17 protein-coding genes and 1 tRNA gene are annotated in these 21,394 nt (G+C 37.4%); 13 read left to right on the top strand and 5 right to left on the bottom strand.

Features of this window, described 5'->3' with window-relative positions:
• Window positions 1-68 precede the first annotated feature (68 nt).
• The 5 genes from MQE36_RS03465 to MQE36_RS03445 form a co-directional block, all read right to left on the bottom strand.
• Window positions 69-1,169 carry a DUF4407 domain-containing protein gene (locus MQE36_RS03465; protein ID WP_242937779.1) on the bottom strand — a complete coding sequence of 367 codons (1,101 nt, stop codon included), beginning with the start codon at window positions 1,167-1,169 and terminating at the stop codon, window positions 69-71.
• A gap of 574 nt (window positions 1,170-1,743) precedes the next feature.
• Window positions 1,744-3,684, bottom strand: a complete 1,941-nt coding sequence (locus tag MQE36_RS03460; RefSeq protein WP_242937778.1) for a M56 family metallopeptidase — start codon at window positions 3,682-3,684, stop codon at window positions 1,744-1,746.
• 3 nt (window positions 3,685-3,687) lie between these two features.
• On the bottom strand, window positions 3,688-4,053 hold the full coding sequence (locus MQE36_RS03455; protein WP_242937777.1) for a BlaI/MecI/CopY family transcriptional regulator: 366 nt from the start codon (window positions 4,051-4,053) through the stop codon (window positions 3,688-3,690).
• 130 nt (window positions 4,054-4,183) lie between these two features.
• Window positions 4,184-5,572: an aminopeptidase P family protein gene (locus MQE36_RS03450; RefSeq protein ID WP_242937776.1), complete on the bottom strand. Its 1,389-nt coding sequence runs from the start codon at window positions 5,570-5,572 to the stop codon at window positions 4,184-4,186.
• A gap of 100 nt (window positions 5,573-5,672) precedes the next feature.
• The gene (locus MQE36_RS03445) at window positions 5,673-7,061 is read right to left on the bottom strand and encodes a dipeptidase (protein ID WP_242937775.1); all 1,389 of its coding nucleotides are present in this window, start codon (window positions 7,059-7,061) and stop codon (window positions 5,673-5,675) included.
• Between the two features lie 175 nt (window positions 7,062-7,236).
• Here MQE36_RS03445 and MQE36_RS03440 point away from each other — a divergent pair.
• The 13 genes from MQE36_RS03440 (at window position 7,237) to MQE36_RS03380 (ending at window position 21,388) form a co-directional block, all read left to right on the top strand.
• A tRNA-Leu gene (locus tag MQE36_RS03440) sits at window positions 7,237-7,318 on the top strand.
• Between the two features lie 383 nt (window positions 7,319-7,701).
• Window positions 7,702-9,489, top strand: coding sequence for a ParB/RepB/Spo0J family partition protein (locus MQE36_RS03435; RefSeq protein WP_242937774.1), 1,788 nt, complete (start codon window positions 7,702-7,704; stop codon window positions 9,487-9,489).
• A gap of 242 nt (window positions 9,490-9,731) precedes the next feature.
• Entirely contained in the window at window positions 9,732-9,890 is a 159-nt protein-coding gene (locus tag MQE36_RS03430) for a hypothetical protein (RefSeq protein WP_242937773.1), read from the top strand.
• 17 nt (window positions 9,891-9,907) lie between these two features.
• Entirely contained in the window at window positions 9,908-10,744 is an 837-nt protein-coding gene (locus tag MQE36_RS03425) for a DUF932 domain-containing protein (RefSeq protein WP_242937772.1), read from the top strand.
• A 760-nt stretch (window positions 10,745-11,504) separates the two neighbouring features.
• Entirely contained in the window at window positions 11,505-11,852 is a 348-nt protein-coding gene (locus MQE36_RS03420) for a single-stranded DNA-binding protein (RefSeq protein ID WP_242937771.1), read from the top strand.
• A gap of 75 nt (window positions 11,853-11,927) precedes the next feature.
• On the top strand, window positions 11,928-12,308 hold the full coding sequence (locus MQE36_RS03415) for a DUF6876 family protein (protein WP_242937770.1): 381 nt from the start codon (window positions 11,928-11,930) through the stop codon (window positions 12,306-12,308).
• Window positions 12,309-12,320: 12 nt separating this feature from the next.
• On the top strand, window positions 12,321-12,518 hold the full coding sequence (locus MQE36_RS03410; RefSeq protein WP_121847525.1) for a hypothetical protein: 198 nt from the start codon (window positions 12,321-12,323) through the stop codon (window positions 12,516-12,518).
• Between the two features lie 429 nt (window positions 12,519-12,947).
• Complete coding sequence (locus MQE36_RS03405) at window positions 12,948-13,328, top strand: BfmA/BtgA family mobilization protein (protein WP_242937769.1); 381 nt, start codon at window positions 12,948-12,950, stop codon at window positions 13,326-13,328.
• A gap of 10 nt (window positions 13,329-13,338) precedes the next feature.
• Window positions 13,339-14,373, top strand: coding sequence for a MobB family relaxase (gene mobB, locus MQE36_RS03400; protein WP_242937768.1), 1,035 nt, complete (start codon window positions 13,339-13,341; stop codon window positions 14,371-14,373).
• A 20-nt stretch (window positions 14,374-14,393) separates the two neighbouring features.
• Window positions 14,394-15,818: a type IV secretory system conjugative DNA transfer family protein gene (locus MQE36_RS03395; protein ID WP_423242474.1), complete on the top strand. Its 1,425-nt coding sequence runs from the start codon at window positions 14,394-14,396 to the stop codon at window positions 15,816-15,818.
• 392 nt (window positions 15,819-16,210) lie between these two features.
• Window positions 16,211-17,080, top strand: a complete 870-nt coding sequence (locus MQE36_RS03390; protein ID WP_242937766.1) for a DUF4007 family protein — start codon at window positions 16,211-16,213, stop codon at window positions 17,078-17,080.
• Window positions 17,070-20,288 (top strand): hypothetical protein, encoded by a 3,219-nt coding sequence (locus tag MQE36_RS03385; protein WP_242937765.1) that lies wholly within the window; start codon window positions 17,070-17,072, stop codon window positions 20,286-20,288. Before MQE36_RS03390 ends, MQE36_RS03385 begins: the two co-directional genes overlap by 11 nt.
• Window positions 20,285-21,388 carry a phosphoadenosine phosphosulfate reductase family protein gene (locus tag MQE36_RS03380; protein ID WP_242937764.1) on the top strand — a complete coding sequence of 368 codons (1,104 nt, stop codon included), beginning with the start codon at window positions 20,285-20,287 and terminating at the stop codon, window positions 21,386-21,388. Before MQE36_RS03385 ends, MQE36_RS03380 begins: the two co-directional genes overlap by 4 nt.
• The last annotated feature ends 6 nt before the right edge of the window (window positions 21,389-21,394 follow it).

Raw genomic sequence — 21,394 nt, 5'->3', positions numbered from 1 at the left:
ATTTATTTCTATGGTTGACTATCAGGAGAAAATATAGACATAATTACATGTTAAAAACAAATAAACCCCTACAGTAATTTTTTTTGTTGCTTGTAAAAGGCATCGGCCTGTAGTTGCATGATCTCACGTGCAGTTTTACGTTTATAAGTATATAATTCCTCTTCTTCGGATAAATCTTTGTACACCTTATCGTTAATAGCTGCATCGGCTGCCAATTGTTGTTTTCGCTGGTAGGCTTTTTGGTCGGCCCAGGTTCTTGCTGCTTCTTCCCTGTCAGCAAGCCTGATGTCATATTCGCCTTTCGGTGCCATCAGCTTGGCAAAAATCGGGGCAGTTTCGATTGCGAAAAATAATAGGAATATAAAAAATGAAGGCAGCCATGGTAGTTTTTCCAAAGCATCAATACGAGCCATAAGCCCGTCAAAACCATCAATAACCGGTTGGGTATTGGCAACCTTGTCCTGGTAGTTGGTTTTTAATGCTGAAATCTGATTTTCTAATTCACTGATCTTGGCATTATTGGTTTCACGGAGTGTTTGCAGTTCCTGTAAGCTGGCATCGTGTTTTTCTCTTTTCTCTTTATATACAGGACCTTTTCCTGTTTTTAGTGTACCCTCTCTTCCTTCTGCTTCAGCAATATAAGTGTCGTAAAGATTGTTTACCTCGGTTTCTTTGTTGATGATTTCTTGTTTTAAGGTTTCGACCTGACTTTCTAATTGCCGGATTTCAGGGCTGAACTGTAATGCTATTTGCTCCTGGTTAGCAAGAGTAAGGTTGTTTTTTTCTTCCAGTAACACCCGGTCTATCTCTTTTTCAAAGATTTTAAGTTCTAAAGGTTTGGCAATAACAATAGCGATAATTACGGCCAGAAGAATACGTGGTACGGCCTGTATAAATTCACTTCTGAGACTGTCGCGTTTTTTTATGGTTGAAACAATAAACCGGTCGAGATTAAAAATAAGCAAACCCCAGACCAGTCCGAATACAACAGCAAGATAAACATTGTCAAAAACAGTATAAAGAGCATACGAGCTCGCAATAAAAGCCATTACAGTTGTAAAAAATACAGTACCGCCAATACCGGCCTGTTTTATCTGTTCGGCCTTTGAACAGTTTTCGAGGAGTTCAGTGTCGGCCCCGGAACACATCCAGAAGAATTTTTTGATCATGATAACACGTTTTTTGATTGACTCACCAGGTGAGATTTATGAATTGATTGATGTAATATTTAATTAATGTTCTTTATATAACGCAAAACCCTTGAAAATGTTACATTTTGCAGATAACGGTTATGGTGTATGTTGTTGGAATATAAAGTATTAGAAGGCGTTTTTATTGGCACCGCCAAAGGGTATAATACCCCGAGGCTTGCCTCGAAATTAAAATTTGTTTCCGACCAATGCCTCGTGTGCTTGCACCGAGGTAGTTTACGATAAAGGAACTAAAGAAAAAAACATGCCTGTATTGTGGGTGCAGGTAAAAAGAGGTGATTATTCTGGTGGACAAACTCTTTAAACCAGGAAAGTTCGCAGTAATGATCCCGAATGTATTCTATGGTTTTAATAAGGTGCTTTTCGAAAAGCTTTTCCTCCGGAAAACAAAGCATGGGTTTTCGTAATTGCCATGATGTTTTTGGATTGATTATTTAGAACAGGGCTGCCTAAAAAGGGATGAAAGTTGTCAATAATGCTCGAACAGACAACAAATACCACTTTTTAGACATGCTTTACCTGTTGTACTTCTTTAATTTTTAACAGGTTTGTCTGTAAGCTTAACTGTCGGAACCCCGTTGCTTTCTTTACGGACGGATATATTAGTGGCTTTTTTTGTTTTAACGATTTCAATGGCTTTTTTTGCAGTTATAGATTTACCATTGTAATAAAATTTAGCCTGCTGTTTTTCCAACTCCCTAAAATGTTCAACAGGATCCGGTGGAGGAGGTGGTGTTGGCATGCCCTTATTTTCAGTCACTTTTTTGGTTCCGTTGCCCGTTATAACTTCTTCTGTTTCTATCACTTCTATGATTTCTTCTTTTGGTTCTTCTATACGCTCCTCAATAACTTCTATAACTACAGGCTCCTTTGGAGTAGGAGGTGGTACAGGCTCTTCGATTATTTCAATGACCTCTTCTTTTACTTGTTTATGTTTGGGAGCAGGTGGGGGTGGTGGCGGAAAGCTGGGATAAGGTTTCGCTTTTGCCTTCTGTTGTTTGGTCATAAGTCCGTAAATATGGTGCATACGAGCAACCTCTTTCTTGTCAATTCGAACCTTGCCCAGGTTACTATGCTTGTATTTCTCAGCAAGTTTATTGTATTCGTCCACCATTTTTTTAGTAGCACCCTGTTGTATTGTTATTAATAACTGTTTCGAATTTTTAAAAGACGATAAATCAGGATAAGGTTCAGCAGATTTTTTTTGATGCGGTGTTAGTTTCTCATAGAGATATTGTATTTTGCTAATATCAATTAGGTCCATACCCTTATCCAGCTTGAAGGTATTATAATGTTTGGCCAGACTGTTGTATTGTAGCAAGGCATCCTCCGGAGTGTTTACTTTCAATGTGTGACTGTAGAAATCCTTCATTAAAATTCCATTGGTTCCTATAGCATATTCTTTGATGATGGGGAATCCCAGCTTTATCAAAAGGTTGTGAAGTGAATTGCAGGCTTCAACAGTTACTTCCGGCCCATACTCAATATGAACTTCCTCTCTTTCAATATAACTGGAAAGTTCCTTTTCGATGGCTTTTAAGGTGAAGGTAGATTCTTGAAATTCAACTTCATTGTTGTTTGGCATTTTCAGCACAATGACCTCGGTTTGATTGTGCTTCATCATAATTTCCTTTTCACTAAAACTGTAGATGAGTACGGCCAGCAGCGGCAATAATAAAGCTGACTTAAGCCGGGTAAATCTCGATGTTTGTGTTTTCATAACTGTAAATCGTTTTTTGATTGATGAATAATTAATGGCACTTGACAGGTTCGAATACCTGGTATTTGATGAGAATGCCAGTATCGTTTCCTGATATAATGATGAATGAACTCCCTGTTTTAAAACCTCACGGTCTGCTAAAAATTCATGATTCAGCCTGACCAATTGCTTGGTGAAATAAATGAGTGGATTAAACCACATAACAATCTGCAATACCTCCAGAAAAATAATGTCGTAAGAATGATGTTGCCGCGCATGAGCCTCCTCGTGAATCAATACTTCTTTTGGGATCTCCTGTTGTTCGTATGCTTTTTTGTTTAAAAAAATATACTTCAGAAATGTATGTGGGGTTATTTTTTCGTTTAAAAGAACATTCGTGTATGCAGAATGATGATATAACTGATTTTGATTTATTCTTTCAATAATTCCTTTAATGCGTATACTAAAACGAATATAAAAGACCAATACGCCGATGATATAGATGCTCCACAAGAATACAGGCATGGGATTGATGGTTTCCTCCGCTATGATATCATGGCCTGAATCGACTGACTCCATGATAAATGGGGAGGCTGTATCGTTGATGTCGATGTATTCTTTAAATGTAATAAGAGGAATTAAAAGGCTGCTGACCAGCGACGCTAAAAGAAAAAAGCGTTTAAAAGAGTGACACCCCTCTCGTTCTAATAAAAACTTATAAAAGAGTAACAATATCGCCAAACAAGCACCCGATTTTAGTATGTAGAGTAGCATGGTTTACGGTTTTTTTAGTTGTTCGTCTATAATCTTGCGTAATTCTTTTAACTCGGCTTCGGTCAACTCGGTCTTTTCTGTAAAAAATGAAGCAAATTGAGCCGGTGAGTCATTAAAGAAATTTTTGATCATCCCCTTTAGTTGTTTCGAGAAGTACTTCTCTTTTGAAACCAAAGGGTAATATTCTCTCGATTTGCCGAACAGTTTATAAGATATAAAGCCTTTATCCTGCATTCGCTTCAATAGGGTAGCTATGGTGGTATTTGCCGGCTTGGGTTCCTCATATTGCTCTAACAAATCCTTCATAAAAGCCCTTCTGAGCTTCCATAAATGATTCATAACTTCTTCTTCCGATTTGGATAGTTTCATGTTCTATGTTTATAGTTTATTCTCTACAAATGTAGAAATAAATTTTAATTCTACAAGTGTAGAACATGTTTTTGTTGCCAAAAAAAACCAGACGCGTCGGTCCGGCTTTAAATTTTCCTGTTAGGTTCTATTAAGAATTCTTCAGTTCTTCTACATCAGCCACCGTTTTGGCAACCGGCTTACCAAGAATTTTACTTCCGTTTTGGGTAATCAATACATCTTCCTCAATCCGAATACCTCCAAACGCTTTAAATTGTTCAACAGCTTCATAATTTACAAAGTCTGTATATTTTCCTTCGGCTTTCCATTTATCAATCAGGAACGGGTTGAAGTATAGCCCCGGCTCAACGGTAAGCACGAAGCGCTCTTCTAGAGCTCTTCCTAAGCGTAACGATCTGAATCCGAAAGCGGGGTTCTTCTTTAAGGTTTCGGTATAACCGACAAATTCTTCACCCAGACTTTCCATATCGTGTACATCCATTCCCATCATATGTCCCAGACCACATTGGAAAAATAGTGTATGCGCCCCGGCCTGAACAGCATCGGTTGTATTGCCTTTCATGAGCCCCATGCCTTTTAAGCCTTCTACCAGTTTTGATGCCGCCAATACGTGTACATCCTTAAATAAAACTCCCGGTTTGAGAGCAGAAATAGCCGATTCATGAGCGTCCAGTACAATATTATAAACGTCTTTCTGTAAATCGGTAAACCTTTCTCCGGCCGGCATGGTTCTCGTCATATCACCGGCATAGTTCATTAAGGTTTCTGCCCCACAATCTACAAGTACAAGATCTCCCTCATTCAGTATGGCTGAGGTTGCATGATTGTGCAGGTATTGCCCGTCTTTTGTTAAAATGACAGGGAAAGAGATACTGCTTCCCTTTGCAGAAGCAATGGCTTCTAATTCCACAGCAATTTCTTTTTCTGTCTTCCCGACCCTTACATTTTTAATAGCGTGAATATGCATGTCGGCTGTTATGTCTACAGCCTTGGTGATTTCGGCAATCTCAATATCACTCTTATAAGAGCGTTGGGCTACCACAGCCTTGATAAAATCAACCGATTTTTGATTGCTGACTTCCTGCGTCGGAATGTGGAGCATTTCACTCAGTTCAACAGTCGTTTGCGCTCTGTATGGCGGCAGGTAGTGTACTTTTTGTCCTTTTCCTGTTGCTGTTTGTAAATAAGCAGCCAGGTTGTTTAACGGATGCACAGCTTCGATTCCTGCTTTTTCAGCAAATACCGTTAACGGTGCTGCAGCACCAACCCATACCATATCTTCAGGAGTCAGTTCATTACCAAAGAGAATCTCCCTGTCGTTGTCAATATCGATTAAAAAATATAAATCCGGTTGGTTGATTCCGGTATAATATAAAAAGTTGCTGTCCTGACGAAAATGAAACCAATTGTCTTTGCAATTCATTCCTACATTTCCATTTCCGGGAAATAGTAAAATACCACTCTTGATAGTTGCCTTTAGTTGTTGCCTTCTTGAAACATATATATCTTTAGAAAACATAGGTCGCTTTTTTTAAATGAGTTTCAAATGTATATAGAATAAAAAAGCTGACTAAATAAAAGAACAGATATTTAGTCAGCTTGATGCTATTTATGGGATGTTAATTTTCTTTTTGAGCAAAAAAGTGATAAAACCACGGAATAGTCTCAATTCCCTTAAGATAATTCCAAACTCCGAAATGCTCATTGGGAGAGTGAATAGCATCCGAATCAAGTCCGAATCCCATGAGAATGGTCTTGCTTTTCAATTCTTTTTCGAAAAGGGAAACGATAGGAATGCTACCTCCGCTACGTTGTGGGATTGGTGTTTTTCCAAAAGTAGTTTCATAGGCTTTAGAAGCAGCCTGGTAAGCATCGTTATCTATAGGAGTTACATATCCCTGTCCACCGTGATGTGGCTTAACTTCTACAGTCACCCCATCAGGAGCAATACTTTCAAAATGCGACTTAAAGAGCCTGGTAATTTCTTCCCAGTCCTGGTTAGGAACCAGACGCATAGAAATCTTGGCGTAAGCCTTGCTCGGAATAACTGTTTTAGCACCTTCTCCGGTATAGCCTCCCCAGATACCGTTTACATCAAGGGTAGGTCTGATAGAATTGCGTTCATTGGTTGTATAGCCCGCTTCACCATAAATATCGTTAATGTCTAAAGCTTTTTTGTAATTCTCAAGAGAGAATGGAGCCTTGGCCATCTGAGCGCGTTCTTCACCAGAAAGCTCTTCAACCTTATCGTAAAACCCGGGAACTGTTATATGATTGTTTTCATCGTGTAAAGACGCAATCATTTTGGTAAGCACATTAATAGGGTTTGCCACAGCGCCTCCGTAAAGACCGCTGTGCAGGTCTCTGTTAGGCCCTGTAACTTCAACTTCAACATAACTCAAACCTCTGAGACCTGTTGTAATAGAAGGAACGTCTTTAGCGATCATTCCTGTATCTGAAATAAGGATAACGTCATTCTTGAGTTTTTCCTGATTTCGTTCTACAAACCAGGCGAGGTTCTCACTACCTACTTCTTCTTCTCCTTCAATCATAAATTTTACATTACACGGCAAGTTGCCCGTCTGGGTCATGTATTCCAATGCCTTTACGTGCATGTACATCTGTCCTTTGTCATCACAAGCCCCACGTGCATAAATAGCTCCTTCCGGATGGGCTTCCGTTTTTTTGATTACAGGTTCAAACGGAGGAGAGTTCCATAAGTCATACGGATCGGCAGGCTGTACATCGTAATGACCGTAGACCAATACTGTAGGTAACTCCGGATCAATTATTTTTTCACCATATACAACAGGGTAACCCGGTGTCTCACATATTTCTGTATGATCACATCCGGCTTTATCTAAAGCGTTTTTTACAGCTTGAGCTGTGTCTAAAACATCCTGTGAAAAAGCGGAGTCAGCACTTACGGATGGGATTTTCAATAAGTCAATAAGTTCATTTATAAATCGATCTTTATGCTGATCGATATACTCTTTAATTGTGTCCATGAAGTAATTTTCAATTTTTTCAAATGTACAAAAAGAACTTTTTATGCATTTAGGGTTTGAAAATTGAAAAATTGATTTATATTTGCACCCACAAAATGACCGCGGGTGTGGTGAAATTGGTAGACACGCTAGACTTAGGATTTATCCAAATAAAAAGTGTTAATTTGCACTTTATGCGGGTGTGGTGGAATTGGTAGACACGTCAGACTTAGGATCTGATGCCGCAAGGTGTGGGGGTTCGAGTCCCTTCACCCGCACTTAAAGCCGAAGATTTCTCTTCGGCTTTTTTATTTTAAAATATGACCAAAAAAAGGCGTGGGTACAACATAGGTACAACATTTGACCTATTTTCAAGATAAACTATGATTTTGTATCATATACTTCCATTTGATATTAACCACTATGTCAATCAATATAAATTCATAGAATTTAGGTTTTCTCTACTCTTGTTCTTCGATTTAGAGTTTATTATCATACAATATTCCCGCAAGTTAAACTCGTAAAATACTTCCATCAAAAGACTACGGCATAAAGCCTTTGCTTCTGGCCCTACTCATTTATTCCGTTTCCTTTTGAGCGAAGATTTTATCTTCCGTTTGGTTCAGTGCTCAAATATTGTTTAATCTAAAATTTGAGTATTATGACAACAAAAGCGAGTACCACAAGAAAGCGTAGAAGAACATCGACTACTGCGAAAAAAGAAGTGAACGGAAAAAAAGTTCCAGTACTTCAAATCGAGAACATTCCCATTGGCAAAGTCAAGCCTGACCCTAAGCAACCGAGAAAGACCTTTGATGAGAAACAGCTACAACAGCTTTCAGATAGCATCAAGGAGAAAGAAGTATTGCAACCAATAACGGTTCGGAAATCTGGAAAGGACTTTATCATCGTTATGGGCGAAAGACGGTTTCGCGCAAGCAAAATGGCGAACAAGAAAACGATTCCCGGTATCGTCAGAACTTATGAAAACGACGAAGTGCTGGAAGTTCAAATCATCGAAAACCTACAACGTAAGAACGTAGAGCCTACCGAAGAAGCCAAAGCAATAGCGTATCTAAGCGACAAGTATCAACCCTCTGAAATCGCGAAGCGTTTGGGAAGAACCGACAATTTCATAAGACAACGTTTGAAGTTGGCTGGTTTGATTGATGGTTTCAAGCACTTTGTTCGTAGCGGTGAAATGACAATTTCATTAGGTGTTGGTGTCGCACTTTTTGAGCCAGAAGAACAACAGATGATGCTGGAAACAATGGGCGAAGACTTCAATGCACATCAGATAAACCGGATGATAAACAATCGAACCTATGATTTGGAAAAAGCACCCTTTGATGTAGCTGATAAGACTTTGTTGGCTAAAGCGGGTTCTTGTGTAGAATGTCCATTCAATGCTGCAAATCAAGGCAATCTGTTTGGCGAAGGCAAAATGGTCTGTACGAAGTCAGCCTGTTTTGAAACGAAAAAGACAAAATCGTTCTTGAACCTGATTGAAAAATCGAAGAAAGACAACATACTGCTCATTCCTGAAATACGACAGTATTGGGCAGATGAAGAAAAAAATCAACTGGTCATTTCCCAACTGGAAAATAATGGATTGAAAGTCTATTTGCTGGATGATGTTGAAATCATTGAGAGACCCATCGAGCCGACAATGGATGCCATTAAGATTGAATACCAGCATTATGATTATTCCGAGAATGAATTGAAAGCAGAATTGGACGAAGCCATACAGAGCTATAAAGAAGACCTGGAAACGTACAATTCAGCAGAAAAGAACGGTTTTGTTAACGGAATCGTCTTTCATCCTGAAACCTACCAACATAAGAATGTTTTTGTAAAGGTTATTGAGAAGTCAAAGAGCAACTCTTCTGAATATTCTGCACCTTTGGCCAACAGGAAAATGGCCGACTGCACACCGCAAGAACAGATTCTCAAAATTAATGAGCGTGAAATCCGCAAGAAGCATATTGAGAACAACAAGCAGTTTGAAGAAGTAGTGCAGATGATTTGCGAGACAGATTACATCAATACCAAGAAAACACTATCAGTGGATGAAATGGTTGCTTTTTCAATTTCGTTATTTGAAAACAATGTGGATTATACAGCGCAGCAAAAGTATTTTTCAAAACTCTTAGGTGATACATCAAAAATGACCAGAGTAGAAACAGTAGCGCATTTCAAGAAGAATTTCAAAAAGGAAATTTTCCACAAATTGATTCGCTATATCCTCACGAAACAAGTCCATTTTGGCGAAAGTAATCACGTCAATAATCTCACGAACATTTCATTCTACAATGCGATGCAGGGATATTACAAATCTAAAATTGCAGACATTGAAAAGAGCTATACTGAGAAACGAAATAAGCGTGAAGCACGTTTGAAAGAGCGCATCGCAGTTCTTGAAAAGAAAATCCAAGAGCTCAAGGATTAGCTTTTGTTGTTTGAAGAAGGGTCGGCATTCGTGTCGGCCCTTTTTCTTTTTTATGATACTTAGAAGAGACTATCAATCAATATCAGCGCAAAGGTAAACCCGTAAAATACACCCATCAAAAGACTACGGCATAAAGCCGTCGCGCGCATTCCCCTTCTCATTTATTCCGTTTCCTTTTGAGCTGTGATTTTAACTTCCGTTTGGGCGATGCTCAAATATTGTTTAACTAAAATTTTAGCATTATGGAACAAACAACAAAAGCAAAGATTTCCGTCGAAGAAGCCGAGGCACATTATCAATCCAGTAGGGCAAGCTACACGATTGAAGGTGCCGAAAGTCATTTGGCTTATTACAGGGACAAGTACCCAGAGCATTACACTGTTTTGTCTCAAAATGTTTAACCCAAAATTCAAAAGCTATGTATTTACAAAATTTGCAACAAGATGAGATTTTCGTTTCTAATGAAATGAAATCCTTGAAAAGTCTGACCCAGATAGAATCACGTCGTGGACTTGAAAACGCCATCATCTCGAATGGTAAAATCGTCAACGTGGTATCGAAAAGCTACGGACACATTCCAAACCAACTGTTCTTCAAGAAAGCAGAAGAAATGTTGATTGATGCTGGTCTCAACTATCACAAACGAACCATCAACAAAAATGACAGGTCATTCATCACCGATTTTATCATTGATGATAAAAGCCAATTCACTCTCAAGAATGACAAAGATTTGATATTGCCGATGCTTCGGTTCAAGAATTCGTATGATGGAAGCGAGAAGACCTCTGGCCACTTCGGATTTTATCGAATGGTTTGTGCAAATGGCCTTCACGTTTCACAAGCCGAAATCGAGTTTTCGATTAAGCACAGTAAGAATAACACAGACCTTATAATGCCAAGGTTGAATAATCTGTGTGATAAATTTCTGGACAACGAGTTCTACACTATCACAAGGAAATTCGACAAGATGAAGGAATTTAAAATCATCGACACCAAGGAATTTGTAAAAGCTATTCTCGACAGAACAAAACTGTTTCGATATGAATGTAGCGACAAGAACAGCGACCCATCAAAAAAGTCGCGAGAGGTTCTGGAAATCCTCAATTACGAATCCATTTTACTTGACGAAGAACCAAATCTCTGGTTAGGTTACAATGCTTTCAATTCGGTATTGCACAATGTCCTTAAAAAGAGCTTTGGCCAACAGGAACGACTTGATAAAAAGTTGTTCGATGAAGTCTATGCGATGGCTTAAAGTCAAAGAAAGGTTTATCCAGTACCTTAAACTGGATTTTCTACTGTTGCGAATCCCTACCATCAATACCACTCAGCACATTCCCCTACATTCCACGGTTTCCTGCTGAAAAATCAGGAAACCACTACACTTCGGGAAAAGAGCTTCACTACAAATATCTTGGACACAATCCCCAATTTCAGCTTTCCATTCCGCTAACCCTTCCCGCTTAGGCTGGGAAGGAACACTACATTCCCGAGCTAAAATTGATGATTAAGTCCGCCTTACCAAATAGGAAGGACAGCACCTCGATTTTCTTAACAGAATTTACGGCAAGAACTTCTTGAGCCCTTGCTCGAAAATTCTTAAAAACCAAGCCACTGTCCCACACATTTTAAGGGGTTTATAATGGATGAAGCCTTGAATGTTTTTCGGGGCATCGAAAAACAGGCAGTGCATAACCAATTCTACATTAAACCCAATCACTCGCCTCGCTTAACTTCCCGTACGCTCAACTCACAACCGGCTTTAAAAGAATTGCTAATGCCCTTATGGAACTTGTCAAGACCGTGACAAGTTTCAGCGAAAAATAAGGTATCTACTTCCTTGAAAATGCGAGCATTTTACTACGTCGCAAACACACCTGATTTATTCCCTGAAAGTCTTGACAAAACCCACGTCACCCATTGTGCTACGCACGAAAGAAATCAAACAAACACCCCTTAAAATTTCATCTCAATTTAATTTAACAGGGGAATTATTAATCTTTAAATTTTTAGTTATGAGTACTTTAAGAAATCACGTACAATTGATTGGAAACGTTGGTCAAGAGCCAACCATTGCGAACCTTGAAAGCGGAAGCAAAGTAGCCCGTTTTTCACTTGCTACAAATGAATATTACAAGAATAAGAAAGGCGAGAAAGAGCAAAACACCGAATGGCATACCGTGGTTGCCTGGGGCAAGACTGCTGAAATTGTTGAAAAATATGTAGTCAAAGGAAAAGAGGTAGGCGTAAGCGGAAAACTGAAATCCCGAAGCTACGAGGACAAGGACGGTATCAAAAGATACGTAACCGAAATCGAAGCCAACGAAATCCTATTATTGGGTACAAAGAATGGCAACGAGTAGAAACAAAAAGAAAGAGGGCGCACCTGTGGAAAGTTTCGCCCTCTTTTCATTATCCAAACTTAAAACAAGTGAACAATGAAGACACAAGTTAACGAAATCAAAGAGCGTTTACAATATTTTACGGGAACTGAAATGTTCTACCAAATACCGCTACTGCGAACCCGATTTACCGATGGGCTGAAATACCTGTCTGAAGTTGCCGAATGTTTTTGGCTCATAACGGATGCTTCGGTAATCGCTAAAAGTCTGATGAACCGAAGTGAATTTATCACAATTGACTTCAAAAGAATGTCAGAAGAAAAACAGGACTACACAGGCTACGAAGCTGAAATTATTTACAGCGATGGAAACGACAACGTTTTGGAAACCCACCGTTATAATGCGACCGATTTTCCATTGGATGAACTGCGGTTATTTTTTGTGAACGATACGTTGATGTTGCCAAGTGAGTACTAAAATCGGGAAGCTATGATTTATCTAAATTTTACCGATTTGAGCGAGGAAGCGCAAGAGCGATTGATTGCCAATTCAAAAGAAGATGTTAAGAAGAAATATGGCAAGGATTTGATGGACTATGCCACCAAGCACCACACCAATTTGGACCAAATGCTTGACGAGGAGGCACTACGGAATTTATATTCCTATACTTATGTATTTAATATTTGAAAGATGATTTTAAAAGAAATGCACCTCTGAATTTTCAGGGGTGTTTTCATTTTTAGTGCAGTCATAATCACGAAAAAATCGTATCTTTACTTCGCTGAAATACAGCATACAACTTAATGTAGGGTTATCCACTTTTTTGACTTTCGCCGATAACCGTACCCATCGAAAATTAACGTATCGGAAATTTCATTTCCTAAAAATGGCAATCAGCTTTTGAGCTGGATTGTATGGATTTTTGTCCCGCGAGCGGGACGAAAAGGAATAGCAAGAGGGTAACACGCTGCGCGCTGTTACATATTCCTTTTTGTTCTCAAAGTATTGAAAATCAGTCGTTTAAAATTATTTTAATTTTTTGATTTTCAGCAATTTGCGACAAACGCCCTCAAAACGCCCATTTTTCGGGAAGGATTTGCGACAAATCGGCGAAATATGGACACATTTATCGGCATAAGATTCAAGAAGGAAACAGCCAAACGTTTCCAAGAATTCTCACGTACACACTTCAAGACCCATACCGAGGCAATGGAAGCCATCCTCGATTTTTTCTTCTACAACGAGATTTCACCAAAGGAAAATTTAGGTCCAACAGGGCGCACCATTGAAGCAAAATTATTGAAGCGAATTAACGCGGTCATTGCCATAATGCGTGATGTCGAAAAGACCCAAACCAAACCCACGGTAGCAATGTTGCAATCCCTTTTTGAGATGGAAGAACCTGAAAAGAAAGCCTTGATTTTGGAAAAGAAATATGCCGAAGAGAAGAAGAAAGTACGCTTTCGCGAAAAGCGAAATAATACGAATCAACTTTAAATTTCAAACTATGTACATCACTATCACGGCACAGAAATTAGAAACGAATTACAGTCAGAGTTCGGCGGATTTTGTGGACTATTTGGAAAAGGAAAATGAGGGTTTGACGAAGGAAGATATGGAACACTTTTTTAACCAATATGGCGATGAGATTTCTGCTAAAGAAGTGGTCAAAGAAATTGATGGGAACACCGCAAAGCTCAAAAAGAAAGAACCTAAATTCTATTCCATCACGGTCAGTCCATCAAAACACGAACTGCGAAAACTCGAAAACAGCAGTGCTGATTTAAAACGATACACCCGCGAGCTGATGAAAGATTATGCCGCCAGTTTCAAAGGGCGTGAAATTGATGGTCGACCTATTTCTGTAGATGATATTAAATACTTCGCCAAAATCGAGCATCAGAGAACTTTCAAAGGCACAGACAAACAGGTAAAGGAAAACCAACCTTTTGCTTCTAAGATTCTTGAACTGAAAAATGAGGTACGTAAAATTGAACGTGGTGATGCGACCGGAAATATAGAACGATTAAAACTGAAGATAGGAAAACTGGAACGGGATGCCCCACACCAACAGAATGGTATACGGATTGTACAGGGGATGCCCAAGGAAGGAAATCAAAGCCACATCCATATCATAATCAGCAGGAAGGATGCATCCAACAGGTTCAGCCTTTCCCCTGGCAGCAAGTATAAAGCATCTGAAGTTGAGATGCACGGAAAAAAGGTAAAACGAGGTTTTGACCGCGATGCATTTTTCTCGAAAGCGGAAGTAACCTTTGATAAGACATTCGGCTACAATCGTAATTATGCAGAGACTTACAAAGCTAAAAAGGATTTCATCAAAAGCCCCAAACTCTACTTTGCTGCCTTGATGAAGCTACCAGCAAATGAAAAAGCTATGGCCTTTAAGATTATGGGTAAGTCGGGCATTACATTAATCCCAAATATCCCAACCAGTAAAGCACAATTGGCGCTTCGTGTTTTTAAACGGTTACGAAAAGGTGCTGAAATTGCAGTGAAATCAAGTTCTATCGGGATATGAGCTGGTCATTGGTACAAATAATGATATATATCGTTGTGCCTGTCCTGTCGGTGGCCATACTTCTCTATACTTTTTACAATAGTGAACCAACAGAAAAAACAGATAAACGATATCAGGTAAAATTCTTGACCAAATCGGGAATATTTAAAATCGACAATGTAAAACGCGGCGCATCCGTCATCGGATCCGCAGGAAGCGGGAAGACCGAAAGTGTGATTTATGGATTTTTAAAACACTTTCGTGAAAACGGTTTTTGCGGTGTTATACACGACTATAAGGATTTTGAATTGACGGAAATGGCATACCCACTTTTTGCCGATAGTAATGTTCCAATGAAGATTATTTCATTTGATAGGATTATCCATCGGGTCAATCCCATTGCACCGCAGTATTTAGAGAATGAAGAAAGTGTGAATGAAGTATCCAGGGTATTAATTGAAAACCTTTTGGAACAAAGGGAATCTGGAACTACCGGAACCACCAAATTCTTTAATGATGCTGCCGAAGGATTGATTGGTGGATTGATTTGGAAGCTCAAAACTGATTATCCCAAATTCTGCACCTTGCCCCATTTGATTGCGATTTATCAAATGCTCGATACCGATAGCCTGGTCCAATTTCTTGAAACCAACACCACATCGAGGGCAATGGCGGACGCATTCATCAGCGGTAAGGATTCTGACAGGCAAACTGCTGGTGTAAAAAGTACGTTGGCCAATGCACTAAAACGCATCAGTACCCAAAGGATTTTTATGGCTTTGTCCGCAGATGAAGTACCGTTGAATATCAACAATCGAGAAAATCCAGCAGTGATATCGGTAGTAAACAATCCCAAATTTGAAACCTCTTATTCACCTGTAATCGCTACCATAATTCATACGATTACCAAGCAGATGAGTGTACGCAATTCCAATCCTTCTTTTTTGCTGATGGAAGAAGCACCCACAATTCGCCTATTGAATATGCACCGTATTCCAGCGACATTACGAAGCTACGACATTGCCACTATTTATGTGATGCAGGACAAAATCCAAAACGATATGATGTATGGTGATAAGGCAAGTAAGGCCATACTAAGCAATCTTTCCTATCAGTTCTTTGGCAAGGTCAATGACCCAGATACGGCAAAATATTACGAACGCTTTTTTGAAATCATAAAAAATCCAACGAGAAGTGTCAGCAAAGCAGCCAATATCTTTAAAACCGACACTCGAATTACCAAAGGCGAAAGAGAGGTTTCCAAAAGAAGAGCAGATATTTTCTTTAGACTCAAGCAGGGTGAATTCGTCACTTTTGCGGATGGAAAGGACAAAAAAGTATGGTTTAGATTATCTAAAATTCAAAGACAATTTCCGCAAGAAACCAAGCTATATAGGGATTCAGATTTAAGAGCGAATTTTGAGCGGGTTTATGAGGAAGTGAGGTCGATTTTCAATAGCAATTGATGTCAATTTGAAAAGTAATTGCTAGACATAATCATAAATCCAACATTTTTTCCAATTTGAAAGTTTAAAACTAGCTCAAAGTTGAACCCCAAAAACTTGGTAAAGGAATCGATTCTTTGTAGATTTACACTTTTGTGATTTATGTTAAATTTAACACTTCAAAATGATTTAATTATCGGTAGAAACACTCATTGAATGATTTGAATTTTAGTCAGAATTTTAGATTTAGAGGTTTGAAATTCGCCTAAACTTTTTAATCAATCGAGTAAAAGATTTTAAGGGTTTGAAGATGTAAATTAGCTAGAAACTAAAAATTTCTGGCTTTTTTTGGATTTACTGGTGGTCAAATCACAACGATATGAGCAATAAATAACAAGCATTAAAATTTGGGTTTGCAAAATATAAAATATACTTTTTCTGGACACGATTCTTTTCAGTGTCGACAGCTGTGGTTGAAAAAGGGGTACGATTATGTAGTTGAAAGTAAAAGCTTTAATGATGAAGATGCAGTTGTCCAGCTTGGAGTTGGTAAAAATATGGTTTCTTCAATTCGTTTTTGGCTTAAGGCATTCAACGTTGTTGACAATAATGATTTACCGACTGAATTTGGAAAAAGGCTATTTGATGATAATATTGGCTATGACCCATTTTTGGAAGATGAAGCAAGTTTATGGCTTTTGCACTATAACTTGGTAAAAACCCAATTTGCCTCTATTTATAGTATTGTCTTCAATGAATTTAGAAAAGAGAAGCTCTTCTTTAATAAAGAGACGTACGTCAATTATTTGAAGAGGATAGCTGAAGGTGATAAAGATTTCAATTTCAATGAAAATACTGTTGCTAAAGATTTTAATGTCTTTACGAACTTGTACAAAAATGATTCTAAAGGGAATAATATAGAGGACAGTTTTACGGGAATACTATCAGAAATCGAATTGCTGAGCACAACAGGAAAAGGAAAAGATGAGCAATTTTATATAGAGAATAGCGAAAGGGATAACCTCTCGGAATACGTTATTTTATATACAATTCTTGAAAATACGGATTATGGAAATTCAATCAGTTTAAATTCCCTAGAGTTTAATATCAATAGCCCAGGGTCAATTTTTGCATTGAATCGTTTGGGTTTGATGAACAAAATTTCTGAAATAGTCAGTGAATTTGACGGGATAACTTTTACAGACCAAGCGGGAATAAAAGAGTTGCAGTTCAAAAAAAAGGTTGAAGCATTCAAGGTATTAGATAAATATTATGGCAAATAATTTCACAACATCGGTTAATATTATTAGAGACACTGACAGGGACTTTAATTATATCCCCACGCCTAATGCAAAACAAGTTGTCAGTCAAATAGTCAATGATTTTAAAAAGGGAATTCGTTCTTTTAATGTTGTTGGAACCTATGGTACCGGTAAGTCTTCTTTCCTTTTGGCCTTTGAAAAAAGTGTAAAAGGAGAAAAACGTTATTTCGACCCAAATTTTATAAGCAATCCTAATTTTGACTTTGTTAAAATAATAGGTTCTTACACGTCAATTATAGAACAATTTAAAGATACGTTCGATGTTGTGTCTAAAAAAAATCAACAGGAAATTATACTTTCTGAGATATTTAATAGATACCATTCGTTGGGCGACCAGAACAAGGTCTTATTTATTTTGGTTGATGAGTTTGGAAAGTTTTTGGAATATGCTACGAGAAATAACCCTGAAAGGGAACTGTATTTTGTTCAGCAACTTGCAGAATTTTGCAACAATCCAAATCATAACATTGTACTGATTACAACAGTTCACCAAAGTCTAGAATCCTATGCCTATTCTTTAAGTAAAACACAGCAACAAGAATGGACTAAAATCAAGGGTCGTTTTCGTGAAATAACTTTTAATGAGCCTGTTGAGCAGCTTTTGTTTTTAGCATCAGAGCATCTTGTTGAAAAATTTGATGCAAGTACGTCAGTTCAAGCTATTGAAAAATGCTTGACATTTACAACTGAAACGAAAGCCTTCAACTTTAATACAGATTTCTTGAAAGATATTGCTTCAAAGCTATATCCATTAGATATTCTTTCGGCAAATATTCTTACCCTTTCTCTTCAAAAATATGGTCAAAATGAAAGATCATTGTTTTCCTTTCTCGAATCTTCAGATCATACCGGTCTGTCAAAATTTGATAAGCGTGAAAATCCTTTTTATAATTTGTCCAATGTTTACGACTATTTAAACTTTAATTTTTATTCGTTTTTAATATCGAGGTATAATCCTGATTTTTCTGCTTGGGGTTCAATTCGTTCAGCAATTGAGGAAGTCGAAAGAGCATTTGATCTTGATATCAGCAACTACATCAAAACCGTTAAAGTAATCGGGCTTTTAAACATCTTTTCTGCTAGTGGTTCGGTCTTAGATTTGAATTTTTTAATTGATTACTTAAAGGTTGCTTGTGGAATCACCAACTCAAAAATTGTAATTGAAAATCTAGAGACGAAAAACATTATCCGTTACCGCGAGCATTCCAAAAGATTTATTTTGTTCGAGGGAACGGATTTAGATATACACAATGCTTTAATTGAAGCAGGAAATAAAATTTCGGAAGTAGTTGATATAACTACGCTTTTGAATAAGCATTTCCTCTTTAGTCCTGTATTTGCAAAACAGTATTCTTTCATAACAGGTACCCCAAGATATTTTGAGTTTGTTATTTCGGACTATCCAATTCAGGAAATACCTTTCGGGGAAGTTGATGGTTTCGTAAATCTTGTTTTTAATAGTAAACTGAAAGAAAGTGATATTAAAAATAAATCCAAACTTCAAGAAGAGGCTATAATTTATTGCTTTTTCAAGAATTCTGCCGAGATAAAAAATTTGTTATTCGAGATAGAAAAAATTCAGAAAGTCATAGAGGAGAACAAAGATGACAAGGTTGCCAAGAGGGAGCTTGAAAATATCGTAGAATCACAAATAAGGCTACTTAATCATTACATAACAGATAGTATATATTCAGGAGGCAAAGAAGTAAAATGGTATTTCAATGGAGAAGAAAAAACTATCGGTGATAAGAAAGACTTTAATAAACTACTCTCTCAAGTTTGCGGTTTGGTATATGACGCAACGCCTTTATTTAAGAATGAACTGGTTAATAAGCACAAAATTTCTTCTTCAATTCACACGGCAAAAAGAAATTATTTCAGAGCCTTAACAAATTGCTGGGATCAAGAGAATTTAGGCTTCGATGATTCTAAATTCCCGCCGGAAAAAACTATTTACCTGTCTTTACTTAAAGAAAATGGAATTTCACCAGTAAGAGAAAATTCAACAGGTGTAGTTACCATCGATAAAAACTCTTCGTTCAATAAATTATGGAGAGCTTCTGAGGATTTTATAGAAAGTGCCAAATCTGAACAACTTAGGATTTCAGAATTGGCCGATATTTTAGGTAAAAGACCTTTTAAGCTAAAGCAAGGATTTATTGATTTTTGGATTCCCACTTTTCTATTTTTAAAACGTGATGATTTTGCAATTTTCAATGATGATAGCTATATACCGGACCTTTCTGAAGAAAATCTTGAGTTAATTGCAAAATATCCGGACAAGTATTCCATAAAAGCCTTTGACATAGAGGGTGTCAAATTAGACATTTTCAACAGCTATCGTACTTTTCTTGATATTGGAACTCAGGAAAAGTTTGATAATGAATCTTTTATTGAAACTATTAAGCCATTTATAGTTTTTTACAAACAACTACCAGAATATAGCAAAAACACCAAGAGATTGTCTTCTTCAGCAAAGAAGATACGTAAAGCTATTGCCAACAGTAAAGATCCTGAAAAAACTTTCTTTGAAGCGTTTCCTGGCGCCCTTGGAATTACTTTAAACACTTTGCAAAAGGATAAGTCCAAACTTCAAAATTACACAGTAAATCTTCAAAATGCGGTTAGGGAATTAAGGACAGCATACGATGGTCTTCTTAACAGATTCGAAGAGTTTATAGTCAATGAGTTTGTTGGGAGTAAAACTGATTTTGAGGAATATAGAGAATCTCTTCAAAACCGATTTTCAGGTTTAAAAAAGCATATGCTTTTAAAGAATCAAAAAGCATTTATTCAACGTCTTGACTCACCATTGGAAGACAAGAAAGCCTGGTTAAATTCGATTGGGCAGGCCATAATGGGTAAAACTCTTGAAAGGTTTTCTGATGAAGATGAGATTTTACTATATGAGAAGTTCAAATCAATGATTTTAGATTTAGATAGCTTAACGGAAATTTCTAAAACTGACATAGACGAGAGTAAAGAAGAAGTAATTGGAGTTAAAATTGATTCTTTCTTTAGCAAGATTGACCCAAAGGTAGTCAGAATGCCCAAAAGTAAGAGTAAAGAGATAGAGCAATTGAAGGACGAGTTGAAGAATAAACTTGGCAAAGACAATACTTCTAATATAGCCGCTGTATTGAATCTATTGAAAGAATTATTACAATGAGTAAAACAAGACACGTATTAGGTATATCGGGAGGCAAGGACAGTGCCGCCTTGGCAATTTATGTTAAGACTAAATATCCATCCATTGACTTGGAATTTTATTCCTGTGATACCGGAAAAGAATTAGAAGAAACATACCAATTGATCAGAAATTTGGAAGTCTATCTTGGTGTAAAAATTAATCTTTTACAGGGAGCGGAGAAAAGCTCAGAAGATCCATTCGATCATTTTTTAAAAATGTACGGTGGTTTTTTGCCTTCATCCAATGCGCGTTGGTGTACTAAAAAATTGAAATTAGCACCTTTTGAAGACTATGTCGGTGATGATCCTGTAGTTTCATACGTTGGTATTAGGGGTGATGAAGAAAGAGAAGGTTATATATCTACTAAAAAGAATATTCAGTCAATATTCCCTTTTCGAAAAAATATATGGAGTAAAGACGTGGTAAAAAAGATGTTGTCTAATCAAAATATAGAGCAACTAGTTTCAATGTCCAAAAATATAGATTTTGGTCAAAATCAAGAAAAAGCTTTTCAGGCACTATCACAAAATGTAAGTCCTCAATTTACCCTTGATCAAAAACTCAATGTATTGCTAGACTCAAACGTAAAGGCTTTTAATCACTTAGTTTTCGATTTTTTGAAAACAACAGATTATCCTCTTGCAAAAGAAGAAGTGTTTCCGGTAATAGAGAATGACGAAGTATTGGTTAAGGCTGATATTTTTAAAATTTTAGAAGAAAGTGGTGTGGGTGTTCCTGCCTATTACAATAAAATTGAATTTGAGGTTAACGGTAAAAAAGGTGAATATGCTCGGAGTCGTTCAGGATGTTTCTTTTGCTTTTTCCAGCAAAAAATAGAATGGGTTTGGTTATATGAACAACACCCTGAATTATATAAAAAAGCAATGGAGTATGAGAAAGATGGTTATACGTGGGGACAAAATGAAAGTTTAGAAGAACTGATACAACCCGAAAGGATGGAAAAGATTAAAGAGGAATATATCAAAAGAATGGAAAGAAAATCTAAAGTTAAATCCCCTTATCTAGTTGACATTTTAGGTGATGATGAGAGTGAAGGATGTGCAGCTTGCTTCATTTAGATAATA

Source organism: Zhouia spongiae, from assembly GCF_022760175.1.
In the GTDB taxonomy this organism is placed as follows: domain Bacteria; phylum Bacteroidota; class Bacteroidia; order Flavobacteriales; family Flavobacteriaceae; genus Zhouia; species Zhouia spongiae.
The sequence above is the reverse complement of the archived record's forward strand: the minus strand, read 5'-3'. Positions and strand labels throughout refer to the sequence as shown.